At 67.7% G+C, this 24398-nt stretch carries 20 protein-coding genes; 4 read left to right on the top strand and 16 right to left on the bottom strand.

The features are described from left to right. Positions 1-5: 5 nt before the first annotated feature. The 14 genes from pyk to dctA all read right to left on the bottom strand — a co-directional run bounded on the left by pyk (position 6) and on the right by dctA (position 18102). Positions 6-1478: a pyruvate kinase gene (gene pyk / locus OYT95_RS25680; protein WP_268789486.1), complete on the bottom strand. Its 1473-nt coding sequence runs from the start codon at positions 1476-1478 to the stop codon at positions 6-8. 18 nt (positions 1479-1496) lie between these two features. Beyond that, a complete protein-coding gene (gene aceE, locus OYT95_RS25675) occupies positions 1497-4337 on the bottom strand; it encodes a pyruvate dehydrogenase (acetyl-transferring), homodimeric type (protein WP_268792273.1) in 2841 nt (946 codons plus the stop codon). Between the two features lie 84 nt (positions 4338-4421). Next, positions 4422-5150, bottom strand: coding sequence for an aspartate/glutamate racemase family protein (locus OYT95_RS25670; protein WP_128641300.1), 729 nt, complete (start codon positions 5148-5150; stop codon positions 4422-4424). Between the two features lie 12 nt (positions 5151-5162). Further along, positions 5163-6680: an NCS1 family nucleobase:cation symporter-1 gene (locus OYT95_RS25665; RefSeq protein ID WP_268789485.1), complete on the bottom strand. Its 1518-nt coding sequence runs from the start codon at positions 6678-6680 to the stop codon at positions 5163-5165. A gap of 207 nt (positions 6681-6887) precedes the next feature. Further along, complete coding sequence (gene allB / locus OYT95_RS25660) at positions 6888-8231, bottom strand: allantoinase AllB (protein WP_268792272.1); 1344 nt, start codon at positions 8229-8231, stop codon at positions 6888-6890. Next, the gene (locus tag OYT95_RS25655) at positions 8224-9621 is read right to left on the bottom strand and encodes an NAD-dependent malic enzyme (protein WP_268789484.1); all 1398 of its coding nucleotides are present in this window, start codon (positions 9619-9621) and stop codon (positions 8224-8226) included. Before OYT95_RS25655 ends, allB begins: the two co-directional genes overlap by 8 nt. Before the next feature lie 36 nt (positions 9622-9657). Next, a complete protein-coding gene (gene alc, locus OYT95_RS25650; RefSeq protein ID WP_268789483.1) occupies positions 9658-10716 on the bottom strand; it encodes an allantoicase in 1059 nt (352 codons plus the stop codon). Then, positions 10713-11864: a glycerate kinase gene (locus OYT95_RS25645; protein ID WP_268789482.1), complete on the bottom strand. Its 1152-nt coding sequence runs from the start codon at positions 11862-11864 to the stop codon at positions 10713-10715. Before OYT95_RS25645 ends, alc begins: the two co-directional genes overlap by 4 nt. Positions 11865-11872: 8 nt before the next feature. Beyond that, positions 11873-13678, bottom strand: coding sequence for a glyoxylate carboligase (gene gcl / locus OYT95_RS25640; protein WP_037226084.1), 1806 nt, complete (start codon positions 13676-13678; stop codon positions 11873-11875). A gap of 36 nt (positions 13679-13714) precedes the next feature. Then, complete coding sequence (locus OYT95_RS25635) at positions 13715-14599, bottom strand: 2-hydroxy-3-oxopropionate reductase (RefSeq protein WP_268789481.1); 885 nt, start codon at positions 14597-14599, stop codon at positions 13715-13717. A 34-nt stretch (positions 14600-14633) separates the two neighbouring features. Beyond that, a complete protein-coding gene (locus OYT95_RS25630) occupies positions 14634-15455 on the bottom strand; it encodes a hydroxypyruvate isomerase family protein (protein ID WP_268789480.1) in 822 nt (273 codons plus the stop codon). 26 nt (positions 15456-15481) lie between these two features. Then, the gene (locus OYT95_RS25625) at positions 15482-15889 is read right to left on the bottom strand and encodes an allophanate hydrolase-related protein (RefSeq protein ID WP_009475269.1); all 408 of its coding nucleotides are present in this window, start codon (positions 15887-15889) and stop codon (positions 15482-15484) included. A gap of 4 nt (positions 15890-15893) precedes the next feature. Then, positions 15894-16676, bottom strand: coding sequence for an MTAP family purine nucleoside phosphorylase (locus OYT95_RS25620; RefSeq protein ID WP_268789479.1), 783 nt, complete (start codon positions 16674-16676; stop codon positions 15894-15896). Beyond that, on the bottom strand, positions 16669-18102 hold the full coding sequence (gene dctA / locus OYT95_RS25615) for a C4-dicarboxylate transporter DctA (protein WP_037226088.1): 1434 nt from the start codon (positions 18100-18102) through the stop codon (positions 16669-16671). The genes OYT95_RS25620 and dctA overlap by 8 nt, the downstream gene beginning before the upstream one ends. Positions 18103-18315: 213 nt before the next feature. Here dctA and OYT95_RS25610 point away from each other — a divergent pair, with 213 nt between their 5' ends. The 4 genes from OYT95_RS25610 to OYT95_RS25595 all read left to right on the top strand — a co-directional run bounded on the left by OYT95_RS25610 (position 18316) and on the right by OYT95_RS25595 (position 21189). Further along, positions 18316-19086, top strand: a complete 771-nt coding sequence (locus tag OYT95_RS25610) for an IclR family transcriptional regulator (RefSeq protein WP_268789478.1) — start codon at positions 18316-18318, stop codon at positions 19084-19086. Between the two features lie 59 nt (positions 19087-19145). After that, positions 19146-19361 carry a hypothetical protein gene (locus tag OYT95_RS25605; protein ID WP_268789477.1) on the top strand — a complete coding sequence of 72 codons (216 nt, stop codon included), beginning with the start codon at positions 19146-19148 and terminating at the stop codon, positions 19359-19361. Next, positions 19358-19849 (top strand): Clp protease N-terminal domain-containing protein, encoded by a 492-nt coding sequence (locus tag OYT95_RS25600; protein WP_268789476.1) that lies wholly within the window; start codon positions 19358-19360, stop codon positions 19847-19849. Before OYT95_RS25605 ends, OYT95_RS25600 begins: the two co-directional genes overlap by 4 nt. A gap of 101 nt (positions 19850-19950) precedes the next feature. Next, entirely contained in the window at positions 19951-21189 is a 1239-nt protein-coding gene (locus tag OYT95_RS25595; protein ID WP_061046191.1) for a helix-turn-helix transcriptional regulator, read from the top strand. Between the two features lie 77 nt (positions 21190-21266). Here the strand turns inward: OYT95_RS25595 and fdhD are convergent, their stop codons facing one another. Together fdhD and OYT95_RS25585 are read right to left on the bottom strand one after the other, a co-directional pair. Beyond that, positions 21267-22088 carry a formate dehydrogenase accessory sulfurtransferase FdhD gene (gene fdhD, locus OYT95_RS25590; protein ID WP_268789475.1) on the bottom strand — a complete coding sequence of 274 codons (822 nt, stop codon included), beginning with the start codon at positions 22086-22088 and terminating at the stop codon, positions 21267-21269. After that, complete coding sequence (locus OYT95_RS25585) at positions 22088-24394, bottom strand: FdhF/YdeP family oxidoreductase (RefSeq protein WP_268789474.1); 2307 nt, start codon at positions 24392-24394, stop codon at positions 22088-22090. The genes fdhD and OYT95_RS25585 overlap by 1 nt, the downstream gene beginning before the upstream one ends. Positions 24395-24398 lie beyond the last annotated feature (4 nt).

Raw genomic sequence — 24398 nt, 5'->3', positions numbered from 1 at the left:
TCCGATCAGTGGTCTTCGTCGCCGATGCGGTGGACGTGGATCAGGTTGGTCGAGCCGACGGTGCCCGGAGGCGATCCCGCGACGATGACCACGAGGTCGCCCCGCTGGTACCGGCCCAGGCCGAGGAGCGCGTGGTCGACCTGGTGGATCATCTGGTCGGTCGACTCCACGGGGTCGACGAGGAACGTCTCGGTGCCCCACGTCAGCGCGAGTTGAGCGCGCACCGCCGGGAGCGGGGTGAACGCCAGCAACGGCAGCGGAGTGTGCAGCCGCGCGAGCCGCCGCACGGTGTCCCCGGATTGGGTGAACGCGACGAGCGCCGCGGCGCCCAATCGTTCCCCGATGTCGCGCGCCGCGTAGGACAGCACACCGCCCTTCGTGCGGGGCACGTGCGCCAGCGGCGGAACGTGCGTGGACTTCTCCTCCACGGCACTGATGATCCGGCCCATGGTGCGGACCGTCTCCATCACGTGCTTCCCGACGGACGTTTCACCCGACAGCATGACGGCGTCGGCGCCGTCGAGGACGGCGTTGGCCACGTCGGACGCCTCGGCGCGGGTGGGCCGCGAGTTCTCGATCATCGACTCGAGCATCTGCGTCGCGACGATCACCGGCTTCGCGTTCTCGCGGGCGACCTGGATGGCCCGTTTCTGCGCGAGCGGCACCTGTTCGAGGGGAAGTTCGACGCCCAGATCGCCGCGGGCGACCATCACGGCGTCGAACGCCAGCACGATCGCCTCGAGGTTGTCGATCGCCTCCGGTTTCTCGAGCTTCGCGATCACGGGGACCCGGCGGCCGACCCGGTCCATCACGGCATGGACGAGTTCGATGTCTGCCGCAGATCGCACGAACGACAGGGCGATGAGGTCGACACCGAGACGCAGTGCGAACTCGAGATCGGCGATGTCCTTGTCCGACAGGGCGGGAACCGACACGTTCATCCCCGGCAGCGACACACCCTTGTTGTTGCTGACCGGGCCGCCCTCGGTGACCCGGCACACGACGTCGTTGCCGTCGACGCCGGTGACGACCAAACCGATCTTGCCGTCGTCGACGAGCAACCGGTCACCGGGCTCGGCGTCCTCGGCCAGTTGCCTGTAGGTGGTCGACACACGGTCGTGGGTGCCGTCGCACTCGTCGACGGTGATCCGCACGACGTCGCCGTCCGACCAGACGGTGCTGCCTTCGGCGAAGCGCCCCAACCTGATCTTCGGGCCCTGGAGGTCGGCGAGGACACCGACCGCCCGGCCGGTGAGTTCGGACGCGTCCCGCACCCGGAGGTAGTTCTCCTCGTGGTCGGCGTGTTCGCCGTGGCTGAAGTTGAGCCGTGCGATATCCATTCCGCAGTCGACGAGTTCGCGTATGCGGTCGCCGGTGGCCGTTGCGGGCCCGAGGGTGCACACGATCTTCGCGCGCCTCGCCGACGCGGGCGCCTCCCGGACGGGTGTGAGGAGTTGTTCGGAAACTGTTGCTGTCATCGGTTTTTCGATTCCGTTCTATGCACTGCCGGTGTCGGCGTAGGAGATGGCGGCGGCGCGGACGTCGTCGATGCGGTACCGGTTGGCGGCCTCGACGGCCTTGGAGCGGTCGAGGGTTCCTTCGCCGGCGAGGGCGGACAGCACGGCGACGACGATGGATTCGGCGTCGACGTTGAAGTACCGGCGGGCGGCGGGGCGGGTGTCGGAGAACCCGAACCCGTCGGTGCCGAGGGTGGTGTACGAGCCGGGGACCCACTGGCGGATCTGGTCGGCGACGGCGCGCATCCAGTCCGAGGCCGCCACGAACGGGCCGGCGGCGTCGGACAACGCCTGCGTGACGTACGGCAGCGGGGCGTCGGTGCCGGGGTCGCGCAGCGCCTGCTGCTCCCGTTCGATGCCCTCGCGGCGCAGCTCACCCCAGGAGGTGACCGACCACACGTCCGCCGCCACACCCCAGTCGTCGGCCAGCAGCTGCTGGGCGCGCAGGCCCTCGGGCATGGTGACACCGGAGACCAGGATCTGGGCCCTAGGCGCGGAGCCTGCGGAGTGCCCATTTTCTGGCGCGGAGCCGCCGGATGCCTCGGACTTCTTGAACAGGTACATGCCCTTGAGCAGGCCCTCGACGTTCAGGTCGGCGGGCTCGGCGGGCTGGGTGTAGGGCTCGTTGTAGAGGGTGATGTAGTAGAAGATGTCCTCGCCACCGAACCCGTCCACCCCCTCGGTGCCGCCGTACATCCGGCGCAGCCCGTCCTTGACGATGTGCGCGATCTCGTAGGAGAACGCCGGGTCGTAGGCGACGGCGGCCGGGTTCGTCGACGCCAGCAGCAGCGAGTGCCCGTCGGCGTGCTGGAGTCCCTCGCCGGTGAGGGTGGTGCGGCCGGCGGTGGCGCCGAGGACGAACCCGCGGGCCATCTGATCCGCCGCCGCCCACAGGCCGTCGCCGGTGCGTTGGAACCCGAACATCGAGTAGAAGATGTACAGCGGGATCATCGGCTCACCGTGGGTGGCATAGGAGGTGCCGACCGCGGTGAACGAGGCGGTCGAGCCGGCCTCGTTGATGCCCTCGTGCAGGATCTGCCCGATCTCCGACTCCTTGTAGGCCAGCATCAGATCGGCGTCGACCGCGGTGTACAACTGCCCGTTGCGGTTGTAGATCTTCAACGACGGGAACCAGGAGTCCATCCCGAAGGTGCGGGCCTCGTCCGGGATGATCGGCACGATCCGCTTGCCGATCTCCTTGTCCCGCAACAACTCCTTCATGATCCGCACCAACGCCATGGTGGTCGCGACCTGCTGCTTACCGGAGCCCTTGCGGACCACGTCGTAGGTCGAGTCCGCCGGCTGCGGCAACGGCGCCGGGCTGGTGCGGCGCTGCGGCAGGAACCCACCCAACGCCTTCCGCCGGTCGAGCATGTACCGGATTTCCGGGGCGTCCGTGCCGGGGTGGTAGTACGGCGGCATCTTCGGGTCCTTCTCCAACTCTTCGTCGGAGATCGGGATGCGCTGCAGGTCCCGGAAATTCTTCAGATCATCCAGGGTCAGCTTCTTCATCTGGTGGGTGGCGTTGCGGCCCTCGAAATGCTTGCCCAGGGTGTAGCCCTTGATGGTGTGCGCCAGGATCACCGTCGGCTGCCCCTTGTGCGCCATCGCCGCCGCGTACGCGGCGTAGATCTTGCGGTAGTCGTGGCCGCCGCGCTTGAGGTTCCAGATGTCCTGATCGGACAGGTTCGCGACCAGTTCCTTCGTCCGCGGATCCCTCCCGAAGAAGTGCTCCCGCACGTACCCGCCGTCGTTGGCCTTATACGTTTGGTAGTCGCCGTCCGGGGTGACGTTCATCAGGTTGACCAGGGCACCGTCCCGGTCCGCGTGCAACAACGCGTCCCACTCGCGGCCCCAGACCACCTTGATCACGTTCCAGCCGGCGCCGCGGAAGAACGACTCCAACTCCTGGATGATCTTGCCGTTGCCGCGGACCGGGCCGTCGAGGCGCTGCAGGTTGCAGTTCACCACGAACGTCAAATTGTCCAGACCTTCGGTGGCCGCCACATGCGCCAGACCCCGCGATTCCGGTTCGTCCATCTCCCCGTCCCCGAGGAACGCCCACACGTGCTGATCGGCGGTGTCCTTGATGCCGCGGTCGTGCAGGTAATGGTTGAACCGGGCCTGGTAGATCGCGTTCATCGGGCCCAACCCCATCGACACGGTCGGGAACTCCCAGAAATCCGGCAGCAGCCGGGGGTGCGGGTACGACGGCAACCCACCGCCCTGATCGGCGTGCGAGTGCTCCTGCCGGAACCCGTCCATCCGCTCCGCCGGGATCCGCCCCTCCAAAAAGGCGCGGGCGTAGATGCCCGGCGAGGCATGGCCCTGGATGAAGATCTGATCCCCACCACCGGGATGGTCCTTGCCGCGGAAGAAGTGATTGAACCCCACCTCGTACAGCGCCGCCGACGACGCATACGTCGAGATGTGGCCACCGACCCCGACCCCCGGCCGTTGCGCGCGGGTCACCATCACCGCCGCGTTCCACCGGATGAACGCCCGGTACCGGCGCTCGGTCTCCTCGTCGCCGGGGAACCACGGCTCGTTCTCCGTCGGGATGGTGTTCACATAATCGGTCGACGTCAACGCCGGCAAGGCGACGTGCTTCTCCCCGGCCCGCTCGAGCATCCGCAACATCAGATACCGGGCACGGGTCGGTCCGGACCGGTCCAACAGTCCGTCGAACGATTCCAACCACTCCGTGGTCTCGTCCGGGTCGATATCCGGCAGATAAGACGCAACACCCTCACGGATGACGCGAACCGAACCGGCGCGGCCGGGGTCTACGGAGGTCGTGGTCTGTTCGAGCAAAGGGATACTCCATCGTTGCGGGCGCGGGATAGGGCGCCGTGGTGGCCGTCCGGGGTGAGGACGACGCTGTGCGACTCACTGCACAGGTGACTACCGCGGTTTCGCGAGCGGCCATCCTGTGATCTGCTTGGGACGTGGGGGCGCGTAGGTGCGCACCTTCGAGGTCGAGAGTCCCAACCCTACAAGAGATTCCGCCAATTTGACAGCCGCACTGACGCCGTCGACCACCGGAACGCCGGTGCGGTCACGGATTCGGTCGTCGAGGCCGGCCATTCCGCCGCAGCCGAGGCAGATCACCTCGGCCTTGTCTTCGCGCACAGCAGCTTCGGCCTCGTCGACGATCGCCTCGATCGCGGCCTCGGGGTCGGATTCCAGCGCGAGGACGGGCAGACCGCTCGCGCGTACACTCGCGCACTTGGCGTCGAGGCCGGCGAGCCGGAGCCGGTCTTCGATGAGCGGTACGGTGCGGTCGAGGGTGGTGACCACGGAGTACTTGTGTCCCAGCATCATTGCGACACTGGCGGACGCCTCGGTGATGTCGACGACGGGTACGTCGAGCAGTTCCTGCAGGCCCTCCCGGCCGTGTTCGCCGTACCCGGCCTGGATCACCGCGTCATACGGTTCCGGGTACGACCGCACCCGGTCCATCACCGCGATCGCGGCGAGGTAGCTTTCGAAGTTCCCTTCCACGGATTCCGCACCGATCTCCGGTGTGAGCCCGACGATCTCGGTACCGGGTGCCGCCACGGCCTCGGCCTGCTTGGCGATGGCGTCCGTGATGGACGTGGTGGTGTTGACGTTGACGACGAGAATACGCATCGAAAGCTCCTGTCAGTGGTCGCCGTGGCCGCTGTCCACGGCGATGGACTCGCCGGACACGTCCACGTACTGCCGGGTGCGGTCGCCGACGACCGCGTAGATTGCTGCCGCCAGACCCGCTCCGATGAACCAGGAGAACGGGGCGACGAGATGGAAGGCGGGGACGATCGCGAACAGGGTGCCGACGAGCGCGGCGGGAACGAGGGCATAGATCGCCCGAAGGTTGAACCCCTTGCGGTAGTAGTAGGTTCCGGTCGGACTGTCCGAGTAGAGGGCGGGTACGTCGACCTTCGTGCGGCGGATGAACCAGTAGTCGACGAAGATGATGCCGAACAGCGGGCCGAGGACGGCACCGAGGCCACCGAGGAAGTAGTTGATCACCACCGGGCTGTCGTAGAGATTCCACGGCAGCAGGACCACGCCGATGCAGGCGCTGATGATGCCGGCCTTGCGGAAGCTGATCTTCTCGGGGGCGAGGTTCGACAGCACGTACGACGGTGCCACGAAGTTCGCCATGACGTTGACGGCCATCGTCACGATCACGAGGGCGAGGCAGGCCAGCGACAGGAACAGGGTGTTCGGGATTGCCGCGACGATGTCGGTGGGGCTGTCGATGATCGTCCCGTCGATCTGGAACTGGGCGCCGCACAGAATGAACGCGATGACGGCGAACGCGAGGACGTTGACGAACAGACCCCAGAAGTTGCCGCGCACGACGGCGGTCTTCGACGGGGAGCGCCGCGAGAAGTCGCAGAAGTTGAGGATCAGGGTGCCGTAGATCGACATCCACAGGGCCGCCCCGGCGAAGACCTGCCGCCACATCTCCCCACCCGAGGCGGGCTGATCGGACGTCCACGCGATCGAGAAGTCGGTGCGGAACAGCATCCACAGGGCAAGCGAGCCGACCGTGACCAGGATCAGCGGACCGGCCAGGCTCTCGAATCGGCGCACGGCCTCCATTCCGTAGACGAGGACGACGATCTGGATCGCCCAGATCCCGATGAAGCAGATCCATCCAAGGCTGGAGAGTCCGAGGATCGAGTTCTGGTCGAAGCGGTCGAGCGACGGTGCCACGGCGACGAGGAAGATCCGGAAGACGATCGACGCGAGGTAGGTCTGGATTCCGAACCAGACGATCGCGATGACCGCGCGGACGATGGCGGGAATCTGGGCGCCGCGGATTCCGAAACTGATCCGGCTCATCACGGGGAAGGGCACGCCCGTCTTCTGGCCCATGAACCCGGCGTAGGTCATCGCGGCGCAGACGATGACCGCGCCGATCATGAGCGACAGGATCATGTGGCCGCCGCCCAGCCCGAGCGCGAACAGGCCGATGGCGAACGAGTAGTTGGCGATGTTGTGGACGTCGTTGGTCCACAGCGTGAAGATGCTGTAGCTACCCCAGCGGCGACCCGAGGCCTTCGTGGGTGCCAGGTCCAGGTTGTAGAGTGTGGTACTCGTCTCGGCCGCTGGCGGCGTCGGTGTCGCGACGGTGGTGGTGTGCCGCGAGACTGTGTCGTCTATGAGCATGTGCCTGTCCTTGCGTGGCGGCGAACAATATTCCGTATCACGGAAATCTTGTTCCATTGGTCCCTCCAAGTGTGAGCCAGGCAACACTGGCCGGTCAATGATTTCCGCAGGATATATCTTGGTGCCGCATCGCCCCGAACACGACAAACCCCCTGTAGCACTAAATATTTCGGATCCAGCGCTACAGGGGGTGAGGTCGGGGCACGGTCAGGCCAGTCCGCGGCTGAGCAGCCGTCCCCGGGGCGCCTCGTCGAGGTCGATCCGCTTGCCGGCCAGCCAGGTACTGCGCACGACGCCGGCGAGGGCACGCCGATCGTAGGCGGAGACGGGATTCTTGTGCTGCAGGGTTGCCACGTCGACGACGAACGCCTCCTCGGGCGCGAACACGGCGAAATCCGCCGCGTACCCCAGCGCGATGTGCCCTTTCGTGTTCAGCCCGACCTGCTCGGCCGGGTTCTCCGCCATCCACCGGACCACGTCGTTCAGGCTGTGCCCGCGACGTTTGGCCTCCGACCACACCGCGGACAGCGACACCTGCAGCGAGGCGATGCCGCCCCACGCGACACCGAAGTCGCCGATGTCGAATCTTTTGAGGTCGACCGTGCACGGGGAGTGATCGGTGACGACGCAGTCGATCACGCCGTCGGCCAGGCCCTGCCACAGCAGCTCACGGTTCCCGGCCTCACGGATCGGCGGACAGCACTTGAATTGCGTTGCACCCGAGGGTATCTCTTCGGATACGAACGATAGATAGTGCGGGCACGTCTCCACGGTGAGCTTCACGCCGTCCTTGCGTGCGGACGCGATCATCGGCAACGCATCGGAGCTCGACAGGTGCAGGATGTGCACCCGGCACCCGGTCCACCGGGCCAGCTCGATAACCTCCGCGATGGCGAGATTCTCGGCACCGCGCGGCCGCGAGTCGAGGAAGTCCGCATAGTTCTCGCCACCGGGTGACGTCGCGCGGTCGATCGCGTGCGCGTCTTCCGCGTGCACGATCATCATGGCGCCGAACCCGGCGATCTCCTTCAGCGCCAGTTCGAGCTCGGCCGGATCCAGCGGCGGAAACTCGTCGACGCCGGAGTGCAGCAGGAAGCACTTGAACCCGAACACGCCCGCGTCGTGCAGGGCTCGCAGGTCCGGGACGTTGCCGGGTACGGCGCCGCCCCAGAACCCGACGTCGCCGTACGCCTGATCGGTGGCGACCCGGCGTTTCACGTCCAGTGCCGCGACGTCGACGGTCGGCGGGATGCTGTTGAGCGGCATGTCGACGATCGTGGTCACCCCGCCGGCGGCCGCGGCCCGGGTCGCGCTCGCGAACCCCTCCCACTCGGTGCGGCCCGGTTCGTTGACGTGCACGTGCGTGTCGACGAGACCGGGGATCAGCACCTCGTCGTCGCCCAACTCGACGACGACGTCGGCGTCGAGCTGCGCACCGAACGGTTCGATGACGACGATCCGGCCGTCCCGCACACCCACGCAGCGGGCGACCTCTCCCGCCGCGGTGATCACCCGCGGGGCACGGAACAGCAGGTCGAGCCGGTCAGACATCGTCTTCACGCCCCACACCCGCCGCGCCGCGCACCGCGGCCGCCACGGCCGGGGCGACTGCGGCGTCGAACACACTCGGCACGATGTAGGTGGGGTTGAGTTCCGACGGAGACACCGAATCGGAGATCGCGCGGGCGGCGGCGATGAGCATGTCGTCGGTGATCTCGACGGCGTGCGCGTCGAGCAGGCCACGGAACACGCCCGGGAACGCGAGCACGTTGTTGATCTGGTTCGGGAAGTCGGAGCGCCCGGTCGCGACGACCGCCGCGTGCCTGCCTGCCGCGACCGGGTCGACCTCGGGCACGGGGTTGGCCAGTGCGAACACGATCGAGTCGGGACCCATCGTCTCGATGTCGTCGCCGGTCAGGATGTCCGGCGCCGAGACACCGATGAACACGTCCGCGCCGACCAGTGCGTCCCGCAGCGATCCGGACCGCGCGTCCGGGTTGGTGTTGTTCGCGATCCAGGACCGGAACGAGTCGGACGTGTCGTCGGGCGAGAGGATTCCGTTCCGCCCGCACGCCACGATGTTCGTCGCTCCCTGCGCGACCAGCAGTCGGATGATCGCGTGTCCGGCGGCTCCGACACCCGAGACCACGATCTTCACCGTGTCGAGGCTCTTCTCGACCACCCGCAGCGCGTTGGTCAGTGCGGCGAGAACCACGATGGCGGTGCCGTGCTGATCGTCGTGGAACACCGGGATGTCCAGCATGTCGCGGAGCCGTGCCTCGATCTCGAAGCAGCGGGGGGCGGAGATGTCCTCGAGGTTGATTCCGCCGTACACCGGTGCGAGGGCCCGGACGATCTCGACGATCGCGTCCGTGTCCTGGGTGTCCAGGCAGACCGGCCACGCGTCGACGTCGGCGAACTGCTTGAACAGTGCCGCCTTGCCCTCCATCACGGGAATCGACGCGGCGGCACCGATGTTGCCCAGCCCCAGCACGGCCGAGCCGTCGGTGACGACCGCGACGGTGTTGCGCTTGATCGTCAGCCGCCGGACGTCCTCGGGGTTCTCCGCGATGGCGGTGCAGACCCGGGCGACACCGGGCGTGTACGCGCGGGACAGGTCGTCGCGGTGCTTGAGCGGAACCTTCGGCACGACTTCGAGTTTCCCGCCGAGGTGGAGCAGGAACGTGCGGTCACTGACCTTGCCCACCACGACGCCGGGCACGTCGGCGATTGCCGATGCGATCTGCTCGGCGTGCTCGACGTCGGAGGCGTCGCACGTCACGTCGATGACCATGTGGTCGGGGTGGCTCTCCACCACGTCCAACGCGGTCATGGCGCCTTTCACGGAGGCCACCGCCCCCGCGAGAGTCGAAGTGGTGCCTGCCCCGACCGGGGCCGTGACGCGAACGGTGATGGAGTAACCGGGACTGGGATTGGGCATGCGTGTTTCCTCGGGTTCGTCAGGTAGGGGCTCGGACTAGCGCGGCGCCTGGTCGGCGACGAGCGCTTGATGGCTCTGGGGAAGGGCTTCCCACCAGGTGCGTCGCGTCTCCGACAGCGCTGTCGCGTCGAGGTCGCCGAACAGCCGCAGCCGGGACAGGCCGCCGTCGGGGTAGACGTCGAGTCGCAGGTGCGTGGCCGCGTCGGTGGCGTCCAGGACGAACCGGTGCCTCGTGTCGGGCTGCACGGCCGTGCGGGACAGCAGTTCGGTCCACGCGCCCTCGTCCGTGATGTCGGCGGTCCGCGCGTCGGCGGTGCTCAACCGCACCCAGCCGGGCGCGTTCCCCACGTAGTAGCTGGTGTCGATCTCGACGTGCCGGGGAATGCCGGCCGCGGCGAGCGAGAACACCGCGAAATCGTTGCCGCCGCCACGACGCCGGGAGTTCTCCCAGCCCTCCCCCATGTTCCGGGCCCGCCCGGGAAGGATGATGTTCGCGGGCGAGGCGTAGAACGCGTCGGAGCAGCCGACGAGGCGTCCGCCGTTCTCCGCGGCCAGCAGGTCCACCGTCCCGTCCAGGAACCGGGGGTCGGGCACGACCTCACCGTGCACACGCAACCGCGCGACGCCGCCGTCGGGGTAGATCGACAGCCGCACGTGTGTCCACCGGTGCCGGTCGGCGACGGCGTAGGCGTTCGCGGCGTGACCCTCGGCCGTGGACTTCTCGACGATGGTCTGCCAGTCCGCCTTCATGACCTCCTCGATGGACGGGTAGCCCTCGATCGACGCCGCCTCGATGGAGATGAAGGGCGGGTAGTTGCCCTTGAAGTGCGCGGTGTCCACGACGATCCCGTGGATGATGCCCGCGGCCCCGAGCCGGACGATCGCGTAGTCGTGGCCGTCGTCGCGGCGGCGGCGGGTCTCCCACCCGTCGTACACCTTGCCCTTGTGCCCGAAATCGGCCGGGTCGAAGAACGGGGCCTCCGCCTTGATGAGGTTCTCCCGCTGGGCGAACAGTTCGTCGTTGGCCGCGGATACGCTTCCGCCGAGGGCGCGTGAGGCGAGGTCGGGTAGTGCGGTGAAGTCGGTGGACGTCATGATTCTCCTCGTGTGCTGAGTGGTGCGAGTTCGGCAGTCGATGCCGCGATCGTGCAGCCGATCCGGCGCAGTAGTTCCGCCGCGTCTCTGATCGATCGGTGAAGGTCCGGTTCCAGGTCCGCGAGCGCGTATGCCGCGGAGATGCCGGCGCTGTGCAATTGGATGTCGCTGAGCAGGTTTCGGCCGCACACGGCCAGGACGGGGATCCCGGCCCTGCGCGCCTCGGTCGCGACGCCGATCGGTGCCTTACCGTGGAGACTCTGCTCGTCGAGTGACCCCTCGCCGGTGATGACGAGGTCCGCCCCGGCGAGCCTCCCGGGGAAGTCGACGAGCCCGAGGACGGTGTCGATGCCGGGCCGGGTGTCGGCTCCCAGCACCGAGATCGCGCCGAACGCCGCGCCTCCCGCAGCGCCCGCCCCCGCGACCCGGCTGTCGTCGCGGCCGGTCGCGGCGCGCACGACCTGCGCCCACCGGGTCATGGCGTCCTCGAGCACAACCAGTTCTTCTGCGGCCGCGCCCTTCTGGCTTGCGTACACCGCGGTGGCCCCGGTCGGGCCGAGGAGCGGATTGTCGACGTCGCAGGCGAGTCGGAAATGCGCCTCACACGCCGCCGGGTGGAGGCCGGTCAGGTCGACCCGGGCTGCCTGGCGCAGCGTCGCTCCCCCCTGCGCGACCTCGGTGCCGTCGGCGCCGAGGACACGCACGCCGAGAGCCTGTAACAAGCCGGCACCGCCGTCGGTTGACGCGCTGCCCCCGAGACCGACGATGATCTCGCGGGCTCCCCCCTCCAGCGCGTGCCTGACGACGGTGCCGAGTCCGAATGTACTGGCACCCAAGGGGTCCGCCACACCGTCCGGGAGCAGTACCAAGCCCACGGCCGATGCCAGTTCGACCACCGCGGTCGAGCCGCGCACCGCGTAGGACGAGGTGACGGGCCGACCCGTCGGCCCGGTGGTGGCCACGGCGACCGGCGACCATCCTGCGGCGACGGCCGCCGCGACGGTGCCGTCGCCGCCGTCCGCGACCGGAACACGATCGATCACCCAGGACGGATCACCGGCGACGAGTCCGTCGGCGAGGGCGTCCGCCACTTCCGCGGCGGTGAGGGATCCCTTGAACTTGTCGGGTGCGACCAGTACACGTGTCACGGTGCCCCCTAGTCCAGCAGCATGAGGGCTGTGGGAGCGTGCTCCCAGCTCTCCGCCAGATCCTCGAACTCGGCGACGTTGTCGAGTTCGGTGCCCATCGCGATGTTGGTGACCCGCTCGAGGAAGACCTCGACCACCACCGGCACCTTGTGCTCACCGGCGAGTTCACGCGCCTTCTCGAGGGCGCCGGCGATCTCACCGGGCTCGGTGACCCGCAGCGCCTTGCAGCCCAGGCCCTCGGCGACCTTGACGTGATCGACGCCGTACCCCTTCGGGACCGCGGGCAGCACATCGTGTTCGGTGGCTTCCTGGGTGTTGATGTTGTCGAAGCCCAGTTGCACGCAGAAGTCCATGTCGAATGCGCGCTGCGCCTGACGGATCAGTCCCAGGTAGGAGTTGTTCACCACGACGTGGATGTACGGCAGGTTGAACTGGGCGCCCACCGCCAGTTCCTCGATCATGAACTGGAAGTCGTAGTCACCCGACAGCGCCACGACGGGCGTCTCCGGTTCCGCGGCAACCACTCCGAGAGCGGCGGGGATGGTCCAGCCCAGTGGGCCGGCCTGCCCGCAGTTGATCCAGTTGCGCGCCTTGTAGACGTGCAGGAACTGGCCGCCGGCGATCTGCGAGAGCCCGATCGTGCTGACGTACCGGGTGTTGCGCCCGAAGACGCGGTTCATCTCCTCGTACACCCGCTGCGGTTTGACCGGGACGTCGTCGAAGTGGGTCTTGCGCTGCATGGTCCGCTTCCGGGTGGCACAGTCCTCGACCCAGGTGCTGCGGTCCGCCAGGGTTCCGGCGGCCTTGCGCTCCTTCGCGACGGCGACGAACAGCTCGAGCGCGGCCTTGGCGTCGGAGACGATCCCGTAGTCCGGTGCGAACACGCGCCCGATCTGGGTGGGTTCGATGTCGACGTGAACGAACTTGCGCCCCTTGCGGTAGGTGTCGAGTCCGCCCGTGTGCCGGTTGGCCCAGCGGTTGCCGATGCCCAGGACGAAGTCCGACGCCAGCATGGTGGCGTTGCCGTACCGGTGGGCGGTCTGCAGACCGACCATGCCCGCGGCGAGGCGGTGGTCGTCCGGGATGGTGCCCCAGCCCATCAGCGTCGGGACCACCGGAACGTCCAGCAGTTCGGCCAGTTCCACGAGCAGATCCGCGGCGTCGGCGTTGATGATGCCGCCGCCTGCGACGATCAGCGGGCGGTCGGCGGCCTCCAGCATGTCGAGGGCCTTCTCCGCCTGCGCCCGGGACGCGGCCGGCTTGTACACGGGCAGCGGCTGGTACGTGTCCGGGTCGAACTCGATCTCCGCCAGTTGCACGTCGATCGGCAGGTCGATGAGAACAGGTCCGGGCCGACCGGACCGCATCAGGTGAAATGCCTGCGCGAACGCACCCGGAACCTGGGCCGGCTCGAGCACCGTCATCGCCATCTTCGTGACCGGACCCGCGATCGCGGCGATGTCGACGGCCTGGAAGTCTTCCTTGTGCAGACGCGCGACCGGGGCCTGCCCGGTGATCGCGAGGATCGGGATCGAGTCCGCCATCGCCGAGTACAGGCCGGTGATCATGTCGGTCCCGGCCGGCCCGGACGTCCCGATGCAGACACCGATGTTTCCGGCCTTGGCGCGGGTGAATCCCTCGGCCATGTGGGATGCGCCCTCGACGTGGCGGGCGAGGACGTGCTTGATCCCACCGTGGTCACGCATTGCTGCGTAGAACGGGTTGATCGCCGCACCGGGGAGGCCGAAGGCCTGGGTGGCACCTTCGAGTTCCAGAATCTTGACCGCTGCATCAGCGGCGCGCATACGAGGCATATCAGTTCTCCATCGAGGATTACGAGTTGAGGCGGGTCACTGGGAGGGGCGGCCGGACAGCCGCTCCACTCCGCGCAGCAGGCCCGAATGATCCAGGCCACCATCACCGTTCGCACGGGCGGAGGCCATCAGCTGGGCGACGACGGCGCCGAGGGGTGTCACGACGCCGGCCTCACGGGCAGCGCTGGTCACGATGCCGAGATCCTTGTGGTGCAGGTCGATACGGAATCCGGGTTCGAACGACCGGTCCAGCATCTTCTGCGCCTTCTGGTTCAGGACGGCAGATCCGGCGAGCCCGCCGCCGAGTACCTCCACCGCGGCCGCGGTGTCGACACCGTAGGCCTCGAGGAAGATGATCGCCTCGGCGAGGAGCTGGATGTTGCCGGCGACGATCAGCTGGTTCGCTGCCTTCACCGTCTGCCCGGATCCGTTCGGGCCCACGTGGACCACCGTCTTCCCGACGACGTCGAGGATCGGCCTGGCCGACTCGAAGTCTTCCGGGGCGCCGCCGACCATGATCGACAGTGCGGCGTTGACCGCCCCGGCCTCGCCACCCGATACCGGGGCGTCGATCAGCCGGAATCCACGCTCGGCCGCCTGCGCGGCGAGTGCGGTGGTGACGTCGGGCCGGATGCTGGAGAAGTCGATGATCAGAGCGCCTGCCGGGGCGTGGTCGAAGACTCCGTCCTCACCGGCGAGTACGGCCTGCACGTCGGGCGAGTCGGGGACCATCACGGCCACGACGTCGGCGACGGCGACGGCCTTGGCGATGGAGTCCGCCGCGGTGCCCCCGGCTTCGACGAGTGCCGCGGTGCGCTCGGGCGAGCGGTTGTATCCGACCACCTGGTGGCCGGCCTTGGCGAGATGAACGGCCATGGGGCTACCCATGATTCCGAGTCCGATGAATGCGATAGTGCTCACGAGTCTCCTCGATTCCGTCGAAAGTGGTGGTGTGTCAGTGGGCGGCGCGGGACGCGCGCTGTTCGCGGGGCAACCAGTCGAAGGTGTCCGGCCGCGTGGACTTGTACTCGAGCCCGACGTATCCGCGGTAGCCGTGTCCGGCGAGCCTCTTCAGGTAGCCGTCGATGTCGAGCGTTCCGGTGCCGGGTTCTCCGCGACCCGGAGCATCCGCGATCTGCACGTGCCCGATGCGGTCGGCGTAGGCGTCGATCGCGGCGCCGACGTCGTCGCCGTTGACCTCGAGGTGGTAGAGGTCCGCGAGGAGCCGGAGCGAATCGACACCGTGTTCGGCCTTCACCCGGTCGATGACGGCGATCGCCTCGGCGGCAGTCTTCAGCGGGTACGCCGGCGTGCCGCTGACCGGTTCGACGAGCACGACCGCACCGATGCGATCCGCCGCCTTGCCCGCCTGGGCGAGGTTGTCGGTGGCCGTGTCGTCCTGAATCTTCGGATCCGTGCCGTCGATACGATTACCATACAGGGCGTTGAAAGCTCTGGTGCCCAGCCGTTCTCCGATTCCGACGGTGATGTCGATGTTGTCGCGGAACGCCGAGACCTGCGCCGGGTCGGACAGCAGTCCGCGGTCACCCGCCGGCATGTTGCCCGCCGCGAAGTTCAACCCGGTGAGCTGCACTCCGGCGTTCTCGATCGCGGCCACGAACGCGTCGACGTCGCTGTCCCGCGGTACGGCGGTGTCGAAGGGCCACCAGAATTCGACGGCGTCGAATCCGGCGTCGCGGGCAGCCTGCGGGCGTTGCAGGAGCGGCACGTCGGTGAGCAGGATCGAGCAGTTCAGTGTGTAGGCCAAGGTATCCATCGGTTGTTCTTTCACTGTCGGGGTGTTCAGGAGACGGTGGTGTTGTCGGGCTCGGGCAGGCCGCGATAGCGTCGCCAGCCGCCGTGATCGGTGATCTCGGTGAGCTCGCCGGCTCTGCTCTCGAGGAGGCCCGGTCGCAGGCCTACCGCCAGAACCGAACGGCCGTCCGACAGTTCGATCACGGTGAGCTCGAGTTCCTCAGGCTCCTCGGGGAGGAAGTCGGTGCGAATGTCACCGATCGGCACGTCGTAGAGCTCGCCCTCGATCGAGGCTCCCCCGGTCTCCGCCAGCAGCAGTGCGGGGAATTCGTCGCGTACGGAGAAGAATCGGTACTTCGGTGCGGTCCGGACCGTGCCGAGGAACGTGTGTGCAGACACGTTGTGATGCAGGTTTCCGCCACGCATCGCTCCACCGTTGCAGAACAATTCGGCCATCTTGTCAGCTCCTTCTTCCGTGGGCAGGTTTCGCCGGTTCGGGCTTGCCTGCCAGTTCGATCGCTACCTGAAGCAGCGCTTCGCGTAGTCGTTTGGTGTTGGCGTCCAGACCTTCGCGCACCAGGTCCTGGGTGACCGGCCACGGGGTGTCGCTGATGACGTCGTGATCGGTGACCAGGGCGATGCAGGTGTAGGACATGCCCAGTTCACGGGCCAGCGCCGCCTCGGGGTACGGGGTCATGCTGATCAGGTCCCATCCCTGGGCCGCGTACCAGCGGGATTCGGCCCGGGTCGAGAATCGGGGGCCGCGGATCGCCACCATGACGCCGCCGTCGTTGACCACCCATCCGCTCCGGCGGAGCGTCGAGACCACCGCCTGGCGTCCGCGGACGCAGAACGGATCCGCGAAGGACACGTGGACGTCGTCGTCGTGGAAGGTGTCGTCGGTGCGGCCGGTGCGGTCGACGAGCTGGTCGGGCACGACGACCGAGCCGACGCCGATCGCCGGTCGCAGCGAGCCGGACGGGGTGGGCGCGAGGATCGTTCGCACGCCCAGGCTGTGCAGGGCCCAGATGTTCGCGCGGGCATTGATGCGGTGGGGCGGGATGTCGCGGTGCCGTCCGGTGCGGGTCAGGTAGGCGAGCCGGCGGCCCCCTGACGACCCGAGGACGATACTATCCGACGTCGGCCCGTACGGGGTGTCGACCTGAACCTGCTCGGCGTCGTCGAGGAGTCCGTAGTAACCCCAGGTGCCGAGCACTGCGACGGTGGGCTGGGTGTCAGGCATGGTGGTTCACCGTTCCTTCCGAGGCCCCGTTCGTGGTCAGCGCTTCGCGCCTCTCGATCGCCGGCCGTGCCGGGGCGTCCTGGAGGTGTTCGTGCCCCGGGTGCGGGTGGATGGTGACGTCGTCCGGGTCGTCGGGCGTGACCTTCCCGTCGAGAACCGCTCGCATCTTGTCCTTGTCGAGCATGCCCTCCCAGTTCGCGACCACGAACGTGGCGAGGCAGTTACCGAGCAGGTTCGTGAACACGCGCATGGAGTCCATGAGCCGGTCGGCGCCGAGCAGCAACGCGACGGCGGCCACGGGGAACGCGCCGATCGCGGCAGCGGTCGCGGACAGGGCGACGAAGGCCGACCCCGGCACACCCGCCATACCCTTGGAACTGAGAATGAGGATGCCCATGATCGCGAGCTGCTCGCCGAAGCCGAGGTCCACCCCGACCGCCTGCGCCAGGAACATCATCGCCAGCGACAGGTAGATCGCGGCTCCGTCGAGGTTGAACGAGTAGCCGGTAGGGATCACCAGACCGACGACGGCGCGGTCGCATCCCGCGTTGTCCAACTTCTTGATGATGCGGGGCATGACCGCCTCGGACGATCCGGTGCCCAGGGCGAGCATGAATTCTTCGCGGCAGTACTTGATGAACTTCCATGCGTTCACTCCGGTGATCAGCTTGACCACGATCGACAGGACGACGATGAAGACCAGTGCAGCGCCGTAGCACGCCAGGATGAGTACTCCGAAGGATTTGAGGGAGCCGGCACCATAATTGCCGACGGTGAATGCCATCGCACCGAACGCGCCGAGAGGCGCCAGGTACATGATGTAGCCGACGATGCGGAAGATGACGTGCAGAGTCTGGTCGATCACATCCATCAGGATCGGCGGAGCCGATTCGCTGAAGGACGCCAGCGCGACGCCGAACAGGATCGCGAACAACAGCACCTGAAGCAGGTTGTTCTGCGCGAACGCATCGAACACGCTGGTCGGGATGATGTGCATGACGAACTCGACGCCACCCGGTAGGTGGCCGCCCTGCGTCTTCTCGTCCAGGGCGCTGGTGTCCAGCGTGGCCGGGTCGATGTTGAGCCCGCTACCCGGCTTGACGAGGTTTCCGACGAGCAGGCCGAGCCCGAGCGCGAAGGTGGTCGCGGCCGTGAACCAGAGCAGCGCCTTGCCGCCGATCTTTCCGAGCGCTTTCATGCTGCCGACCTTGGCGATGCCGGTGACGATCACCAGGAAGATCAGCGGCGACACGACCATTTTGATCAGCTTGATGAAGCCCTCACCCAGCGGCGCCAGGTGATGGGAGAACTCCGGAAACAGGATTCCGGTGGCGATGCCCAGGGCAATTCCGATCAGGACCTGGACGAAAAGTGATCTGTACCAACGCTGCTTTGTGGGTTTCGCAGCGATTTCGACTTCAGACACGGGGCCCTCCCTCGGGGCTTGGCGTTTTCCATATTATGGAAGTTGTATTTCGTATCTCGATATAGTGAACGCCGTCACACCCGGGTTTGTCAACCGATGTAACGAAGGAATCGTCGCGATCCGTCACTCCCGCGCTATCGTCATACGGAGCGCCCTTTCCGTCTGACGGAAAGAATGTGGAGGCTCGCGGGCAGTCAGAGGATGGAGACAGACATGACGAACGGTCAGAGTCCGGCCGGTGGCGTGCAGTCGGTCGAGCGCGCATTCGACATACTCGAGATCATGGCGAGCGCCGGCGGGTCCATCGGGGTCAGCGAACTCGCCGACCTGGCCGGACTCCCCCTCCCGACCATCCACCGGCTCATCCGCACGCTGATGAACCGCGGATATGTCCGGCAGCTACCCACCCGGCGGTACGCGCTCGGGCCCAAGCTCATTCGCCTCGGCGAGAGCGCCACCCAGCTGATCGGCGCCTGGTCGCGACCGCACCTGTCCGAACTGGTGCGCGGAACCGGCGAGACCGCGAACATGGCCGTTCTCGACGGCACCATGGCCGTCTATGTCGCGCAGGTGCCGTCCGAGCACGCGATGCGGATGTTCACCGAGGTCGGCCGACGCGTCTACCCGCACTGCACCGGCGTCGGCAAAGCCATCCTCATGCAACTGTCGAATGACGCCGTGCGCTCGTTGGTCAGCCGGACCGGCATGACGACGTACACCGAGAACTCCCTGACCAACCCCGACATGCTGATCGCCGATCTCGAATTGAGCAGAAACCGCGGGTTCGCGATCGACGAGGGCGAGCAGGAGATCGGCGTCCGTTGCTTCTCGGTGCCGGTGCCGAACGCTCCGACCCCCACCGCCATCTCCGTCTCCGGGCCCGCGGCCCGCGTCACCCTCGAGTCGGCCGACCAGATCGTGCCGCTACTCAAGCGCGTCGCGAAGGAACTCGGCACCGAGTTCGACAAGAACGCCGCTCTCTGAATCCGGGCGACTCATCAACAAAGGTTGACGGATCCGCCGCATCAACTTAAGTTGATAGCGTGAGTGACGATCCGAACCCGGCGACCGCTTTCGCCGCCGTCGTCGCGCTGCGGCGTCAGGCCGACCAGCTCGAGCGTGACGCCGTCGCACACGCACTGTCCGCCGACTGGACCTGGGCGGACATCGGTCAGGCTCTCGGCGTCTCGGGTCAGGCGGCACACAAACGCCTCGGTCCCGGACGATCCTCCGACAAGAAGACGAGGGGCACACGATGAAGTTCACCCGGGCATGGCGCGACATGCGGACGATGAAGACGCTGTTCTCCGAAACAGAGGCCGAGGCCGACCGGCTGGGCGACCGGGAACCGGGCCTCGAGCACCTGCTGCTCGCATCGTTCACGCTGCCGGACGGTACGGCCCGCCGGGTCTTCGAGCGTCTCGGATCGAACCGGGACGCACTGCGCGAGGCGGTCATTCGCGTGCACGGGGAAGCCCTCGCGGCAGCAGGCATGACGGACGCGGGCGTCGCCACCAGCGCACTGAGCCGCCCCCGCACCGGGCCGCTGCGGCTGACCGAACCGGCCCAGGCCGCGTTCCGCAATGCGGTGGCTCTCGCGAAGTCGGAACGGCGACCGATCGTCGGCGCCGACATCGTCGCAGCCGTCGCCACCATCACGCACGGCACCGCGGCGCGGGCCCTGGAATCACTGGGGCTCGTCCGGTCCGACGTCGTCGACGCCGCCCGGGCCGAGCCGGCATCGTGAGCGGACGGCCCAGGCCCGGTGTTCGCCGCCTGCGCGGATAGGCTCGACACGTGGCTCTTCCCAGCTCGACTTCTGTGTCCCCTGCAGATGTTCTCGGTTCCATGCGGGACGTCATCGACGGTCCGCTGCCCGACATCGCCGTCCGCTTCTCCAAGTTCCTCGCCGACATCTGGCCGCACACCGCGCTGGTGATCTTCACCCGGGAATGCACGGGACGTCCCCGCAAGGTCAGCGGTGATCCGTCGGTGGTCGAACGCGTCACCATCGCCGAACTGGACGCGCTGCGCACCCGCATGACGGAAGGCACCCCGTTCGACGACCAAACCGTGATTGCCGGCGCGAAGCGGAAAGTGTGGGCGCTGCTGGACGCGACGGGCACCCTCCTCCTCGTTCTCCCGAAGCCGCGGCAGCGCATTCGGGAGGTTCCGCTGGTGGCGGGTGCCTTCGGCGTCGTCGCAGTGTCGATCCGGCATCAGGTGGCGCAGGCGAGCCCGGCATACCTAGCGGAGTCGCGGGCGGCGTCGAGCGAGCGGGCCAGGACCATCGTGGAGCTGACGGACCTGCACGCGGCGACGCTCGAATCGATCCTGTCGACGCTCCGGTCCAAGGACCTGGACGACCGCCGGTCGCGGATCACAGCGAGCGAGACGGCGTCCTCGGCGCTGGTGACTCTGCGTTCCGCGGGCGAATCCGACCGCAACCTCGCGGAGGAAGCCGTCACCACCGCGTTCGCCCGGCTGCAGGGCGAACTGCGGCCGCTGCTCCAGCACCGGCCTGTGCGCGTCGACTACGTCGATCCGCCGGTGGACGGTCGCGCGCTGCCCGGCGAGGTCGCCAGCGCCGCGCGGGCCGTCGTGCGGAGCGCCGTCCTGGCGTTCGCGGCGCAGGCCGCCCTGGAGCGAATCCGCATCGCCTGGGACTGCGACGGCGCGAACCTCCTCGTCGAAGTCCGCGACGACGGCGACGGCGGTCTCGACACCGACGCGCTGGTGCGGCAACTCTCCGGCCGGGTGCACACACTCGGTGGCCGGATCGACGTCGAGTCGGTCGACGGGTGGGGGTCCCGGGTGGCCGTCGCGATCCCCCTCGACGTGCCGGTGGCGCGACCGGACGAACAGCAACTCGGCGACCTCAACCCCCGCGAACTCGAGGTCCTCGGCCACCTCGCGACCGGCAAGCGGAACAAGGCGATCGCCGACAGCCTCGGCATCAGCGAGAGCACGGTCAAATTCCACGTCGCGGGTGTGCTGAAGAAGCTCGGTGTGGCGTCCCGAGGTGAGGCGGGCGCGATCGCCCTCGAGGCCGGCATCCGCGCCGACACCACCAGCAGGCATGCATGAGCGTCGCGACGCTGCCGATCCGTCACTGACCCCCATGTGAGTGGCAAAGTGTGCGGGCGCACGCTTTGCCACTCACGTCAGGTAATGCGGTCGGGGTGGGTGTAGATGTTCATGGTGGTGCCGCGGAGGAACCCGATGAGGGTGAGCCCGGTGTCGTGGGCGAGGTCGATCGCCAGCGAGGAGGGCGCGGACACGGCGGCGAGGATCGGGATGCCGGCCATCACCGCCTTCTGCGCCAGCTCGAACGACGCCCGGCCGGACATGAGCAGGACGCTGCCGCGCAGCGGGACCCGGTTCTGCTCGGTGGCCCAGCCGATCAGCTTGTCGACGGCGTTGTGCCGTCCCACGTCCTCCTTGATCGCGAGCAGTTCCCCGGTCCGGGTGAACAATCCGGCCGCGTGCAGACCGCCGGTGGTCTCGAACACCCGTTGCGCGGCCCGCAATCGGTCGGGCAGCTCCGCGATCGTCGCGGCCGGCACCCGCACCGTGTCGGTGGCCGGTGAATGCTTCGTGCGTTGCCGGATCGCATCGAGCGACGCCTTCCCGCACACCCCGCACGAGGAGGTGGTGTAGAAGTTGCGTTCGATACCGGTGTCGGGCAGGAACACCCCGGGTGCGAGGTCGACGTCGAGGACGTTGTAGGTGTTGACACCGTGCTCGTCGACGCTGTTGCAGTAGCGGATCGACGCGATGTCCGCGCGGTCGGCGATGATGCCCTCGGTCAGCAGGAAACCCTGCGCCAGTTCGACATCGGAGCCGGGGGTGCGCATGGTGACCGCCAGTGGTGTCCCGTTCACCCGGATCTCGAGAGGCTCCTCCACCACCACGGTGTCGGGGCGGGTGGACTGCCGGGTGTCGGTGATCCGGGTGACCGGGGTCCGGGTGGTCACACGCCCCATCACAGACGCCGTTCGAGACGGATCGTGATCGCCTTCGACACCGGGGTGTTCGACTTGCGGGCCACGTGATCGAGCGGGATCAGTGGATTCGTCTCCGGGTAGTAGGCGGCGACGTTCCCCCGCGGCGTGGGGTACGGCACCAACCGGAAGTCGTCGGCGCGGCGCTCCTGCACCGTCCCGTCCGGGGCCTCCCATTCGGAGATCAGGTCCACCCGGTCCCCGTCGGTGTACCCGAGTGCGGCGATGTCGTCGGGGGCGATGAACAGCACCCGCCGTCCGCCCTTGACACCGCGATAGCGGTCGTCGAGACCGTAGATGGTGGTGTTGTACTGATCGTGCGAGCGCATCGTCTGCAACATCAACCGGCCCTCGGGTACCGGCAGCCAGGACAGCTCGTTGACCGTGAAATTGGCCTTCCCCGTGTCCGTCACGAACCGGCGCTCGTCCCGGGGTGGGTGCGGCAGCCCGAACCCGTCCGGCCCGCGGACCTTGCGGTTGAAGTCCTCGAACCCGGGGATCACCCGGGCGATGGAATCGCGGATGCGGTCGTAGTCGGCGGTGAACTCCCGCCACGGCACCGAATGGTCGGGACCGAACAGCGCCTGCGCGATCCCGCACACGATCGCGATCTCACTACGCAACTGGTCGCCGGCCGGCTTCAGGCTGCCGCGGGACAGGTGCACCATCGACATCGAGTCCTCGACCGTGACCTGCTGTTTCTTACCGTTCTGGACGTCCTTGTCGGTGCGGCCCAACGAGGGCAGGATCAGCGCGGTCCGCCCGGTGACGAGGTGGGAGCGGTTCAGTTTCGTCGACACCTGCACCGTCAGCGCACACCCCCGCAGCGCGGCCTCGGTGGTCTCGGTGTCCGGCGTCGCCGAGACGAAGTTGCCGCCCATCCCGACGAACACCGACGCCTTCCCGTCCCGCATCGCCCGGATCGAGTCGACCGCGTCCAGGCCGTGCTCCCGCGGCGAGCGGATGCCGAATTCGGCGTCCAACGCGGCGAGGAACGACTCGGGCATCTTCTCCCAGATCCCCATCGTCCGGTCGCCCTGGACGTTCGAGTGCCCGCGGACCGGGCACACCCCGGCCCCGGGTTTGCCGATCATCCCCTGCAACAGCAGCAGGTTCACCGCGTCCTGGATGGTCGCGACCCCGTGCGTCTGCTGGGTCAACCCCATCGCCCAGCAGATGATGGTCTTCTTCGAGGCGATCAACGCGTTCGCGGTGGCCTGGATCTGTTCGAGCGTCAGCCCGGTCGCCCGGACCACCGTGCCCAGATCGACCTGCCGCAGATGCGCCGCGCACTCCTCGAAGCCCGCGGTGTGCCGGTCGATGAACTCCCGGTCCAGCACCGTCCCGGGATTGCGGTCCTCCGCCTCGAGCAGCAACCGGCCCAGCCCCTGGAACAGGGCCTGGTCGCCGCCGATCCGGATCTGCAGGAACTCGTCCGCGATCTGCACACCGTCGCCGACCACCCCGTGCACCTTCTGCGGGTCCTTGAACCGCATCAGCCCGGCCTCCGGCAGCGGGTTGATCGCGATCACCTTCGCCCCGTTGCCCTTCGCCTTCTCCAGGGTCGAGAGCATCCGCGGGTGGTTGGTGCCCGGGTTCTGCCCGGCGATCAGGATCAGGTCGGCGTTCTCGAGGTCGGGAACCGACACCGACCCCTTCCCGATCCCGATCGTCTCCACCAGCGCACTGCCGGACGATTCGTGGCACATGTTCGAGCAGTCCGGCAGGTTGTTCGTCCCGAACGCCCGGATCATCAACTGGTACACGAACGCCGCCTCGTTCGACGTGCGCCCGGACGTGTAGAACACCGCCTCGTGCGGCGACGCCAACGCCCGCAACTCGCCGGCGATCATCGCGAACGCCGCGTCCCAGCCGATCGGCTCGTAATGCGACGATCCCGGCAACAACACCATCGGATGCGTCAGCCGGCCCTGCTGCCCCAACCAGAACTCGGTACGACCCAGCAGATCCGACACCGAATGCGCGGCGAAGAACTCCGGGCCGACCGTGCGGGTGGTCGCCTCCTCCGCCACCGCCTTCGCCCCGTTCTCACAGAACTCCGCGTGCTTGCGGTGCCCCGGAGTCTCGGGCCACGCACACCCCGGACAGTCGAACCCCTCCCGCTGGTTCAACTTCATCAACGTCCGGGCCGTGCGCACCGGGCCCATCTGTTCGATCCCACGACGCAACGACACCAACACCGCAGGAACACCTGCCGCATAGGATTTCTCGTGCGTGACGACGACATCGTGCTCGTCGAAGGTGTACCTGTCGGTGGTGTCGGTCATGGAG

This window comes from Rhodococcus sp. JS3073 (genome assembly GCF_026810085.1).
Taxonomy (GTDB): domain Bacteria; phylum Actinomycetota; class Actinomycetes; order Mycobacteriales; family Mycobacteriaceae; genus Rhodococcus_F; species Rhodococcus_F wratislaviensis.
The sequence above is the reverse complement of the archived record's forward strand: the minus strand, read 5'-3'. Positions and strand labels throughout refer to the sequence as shown.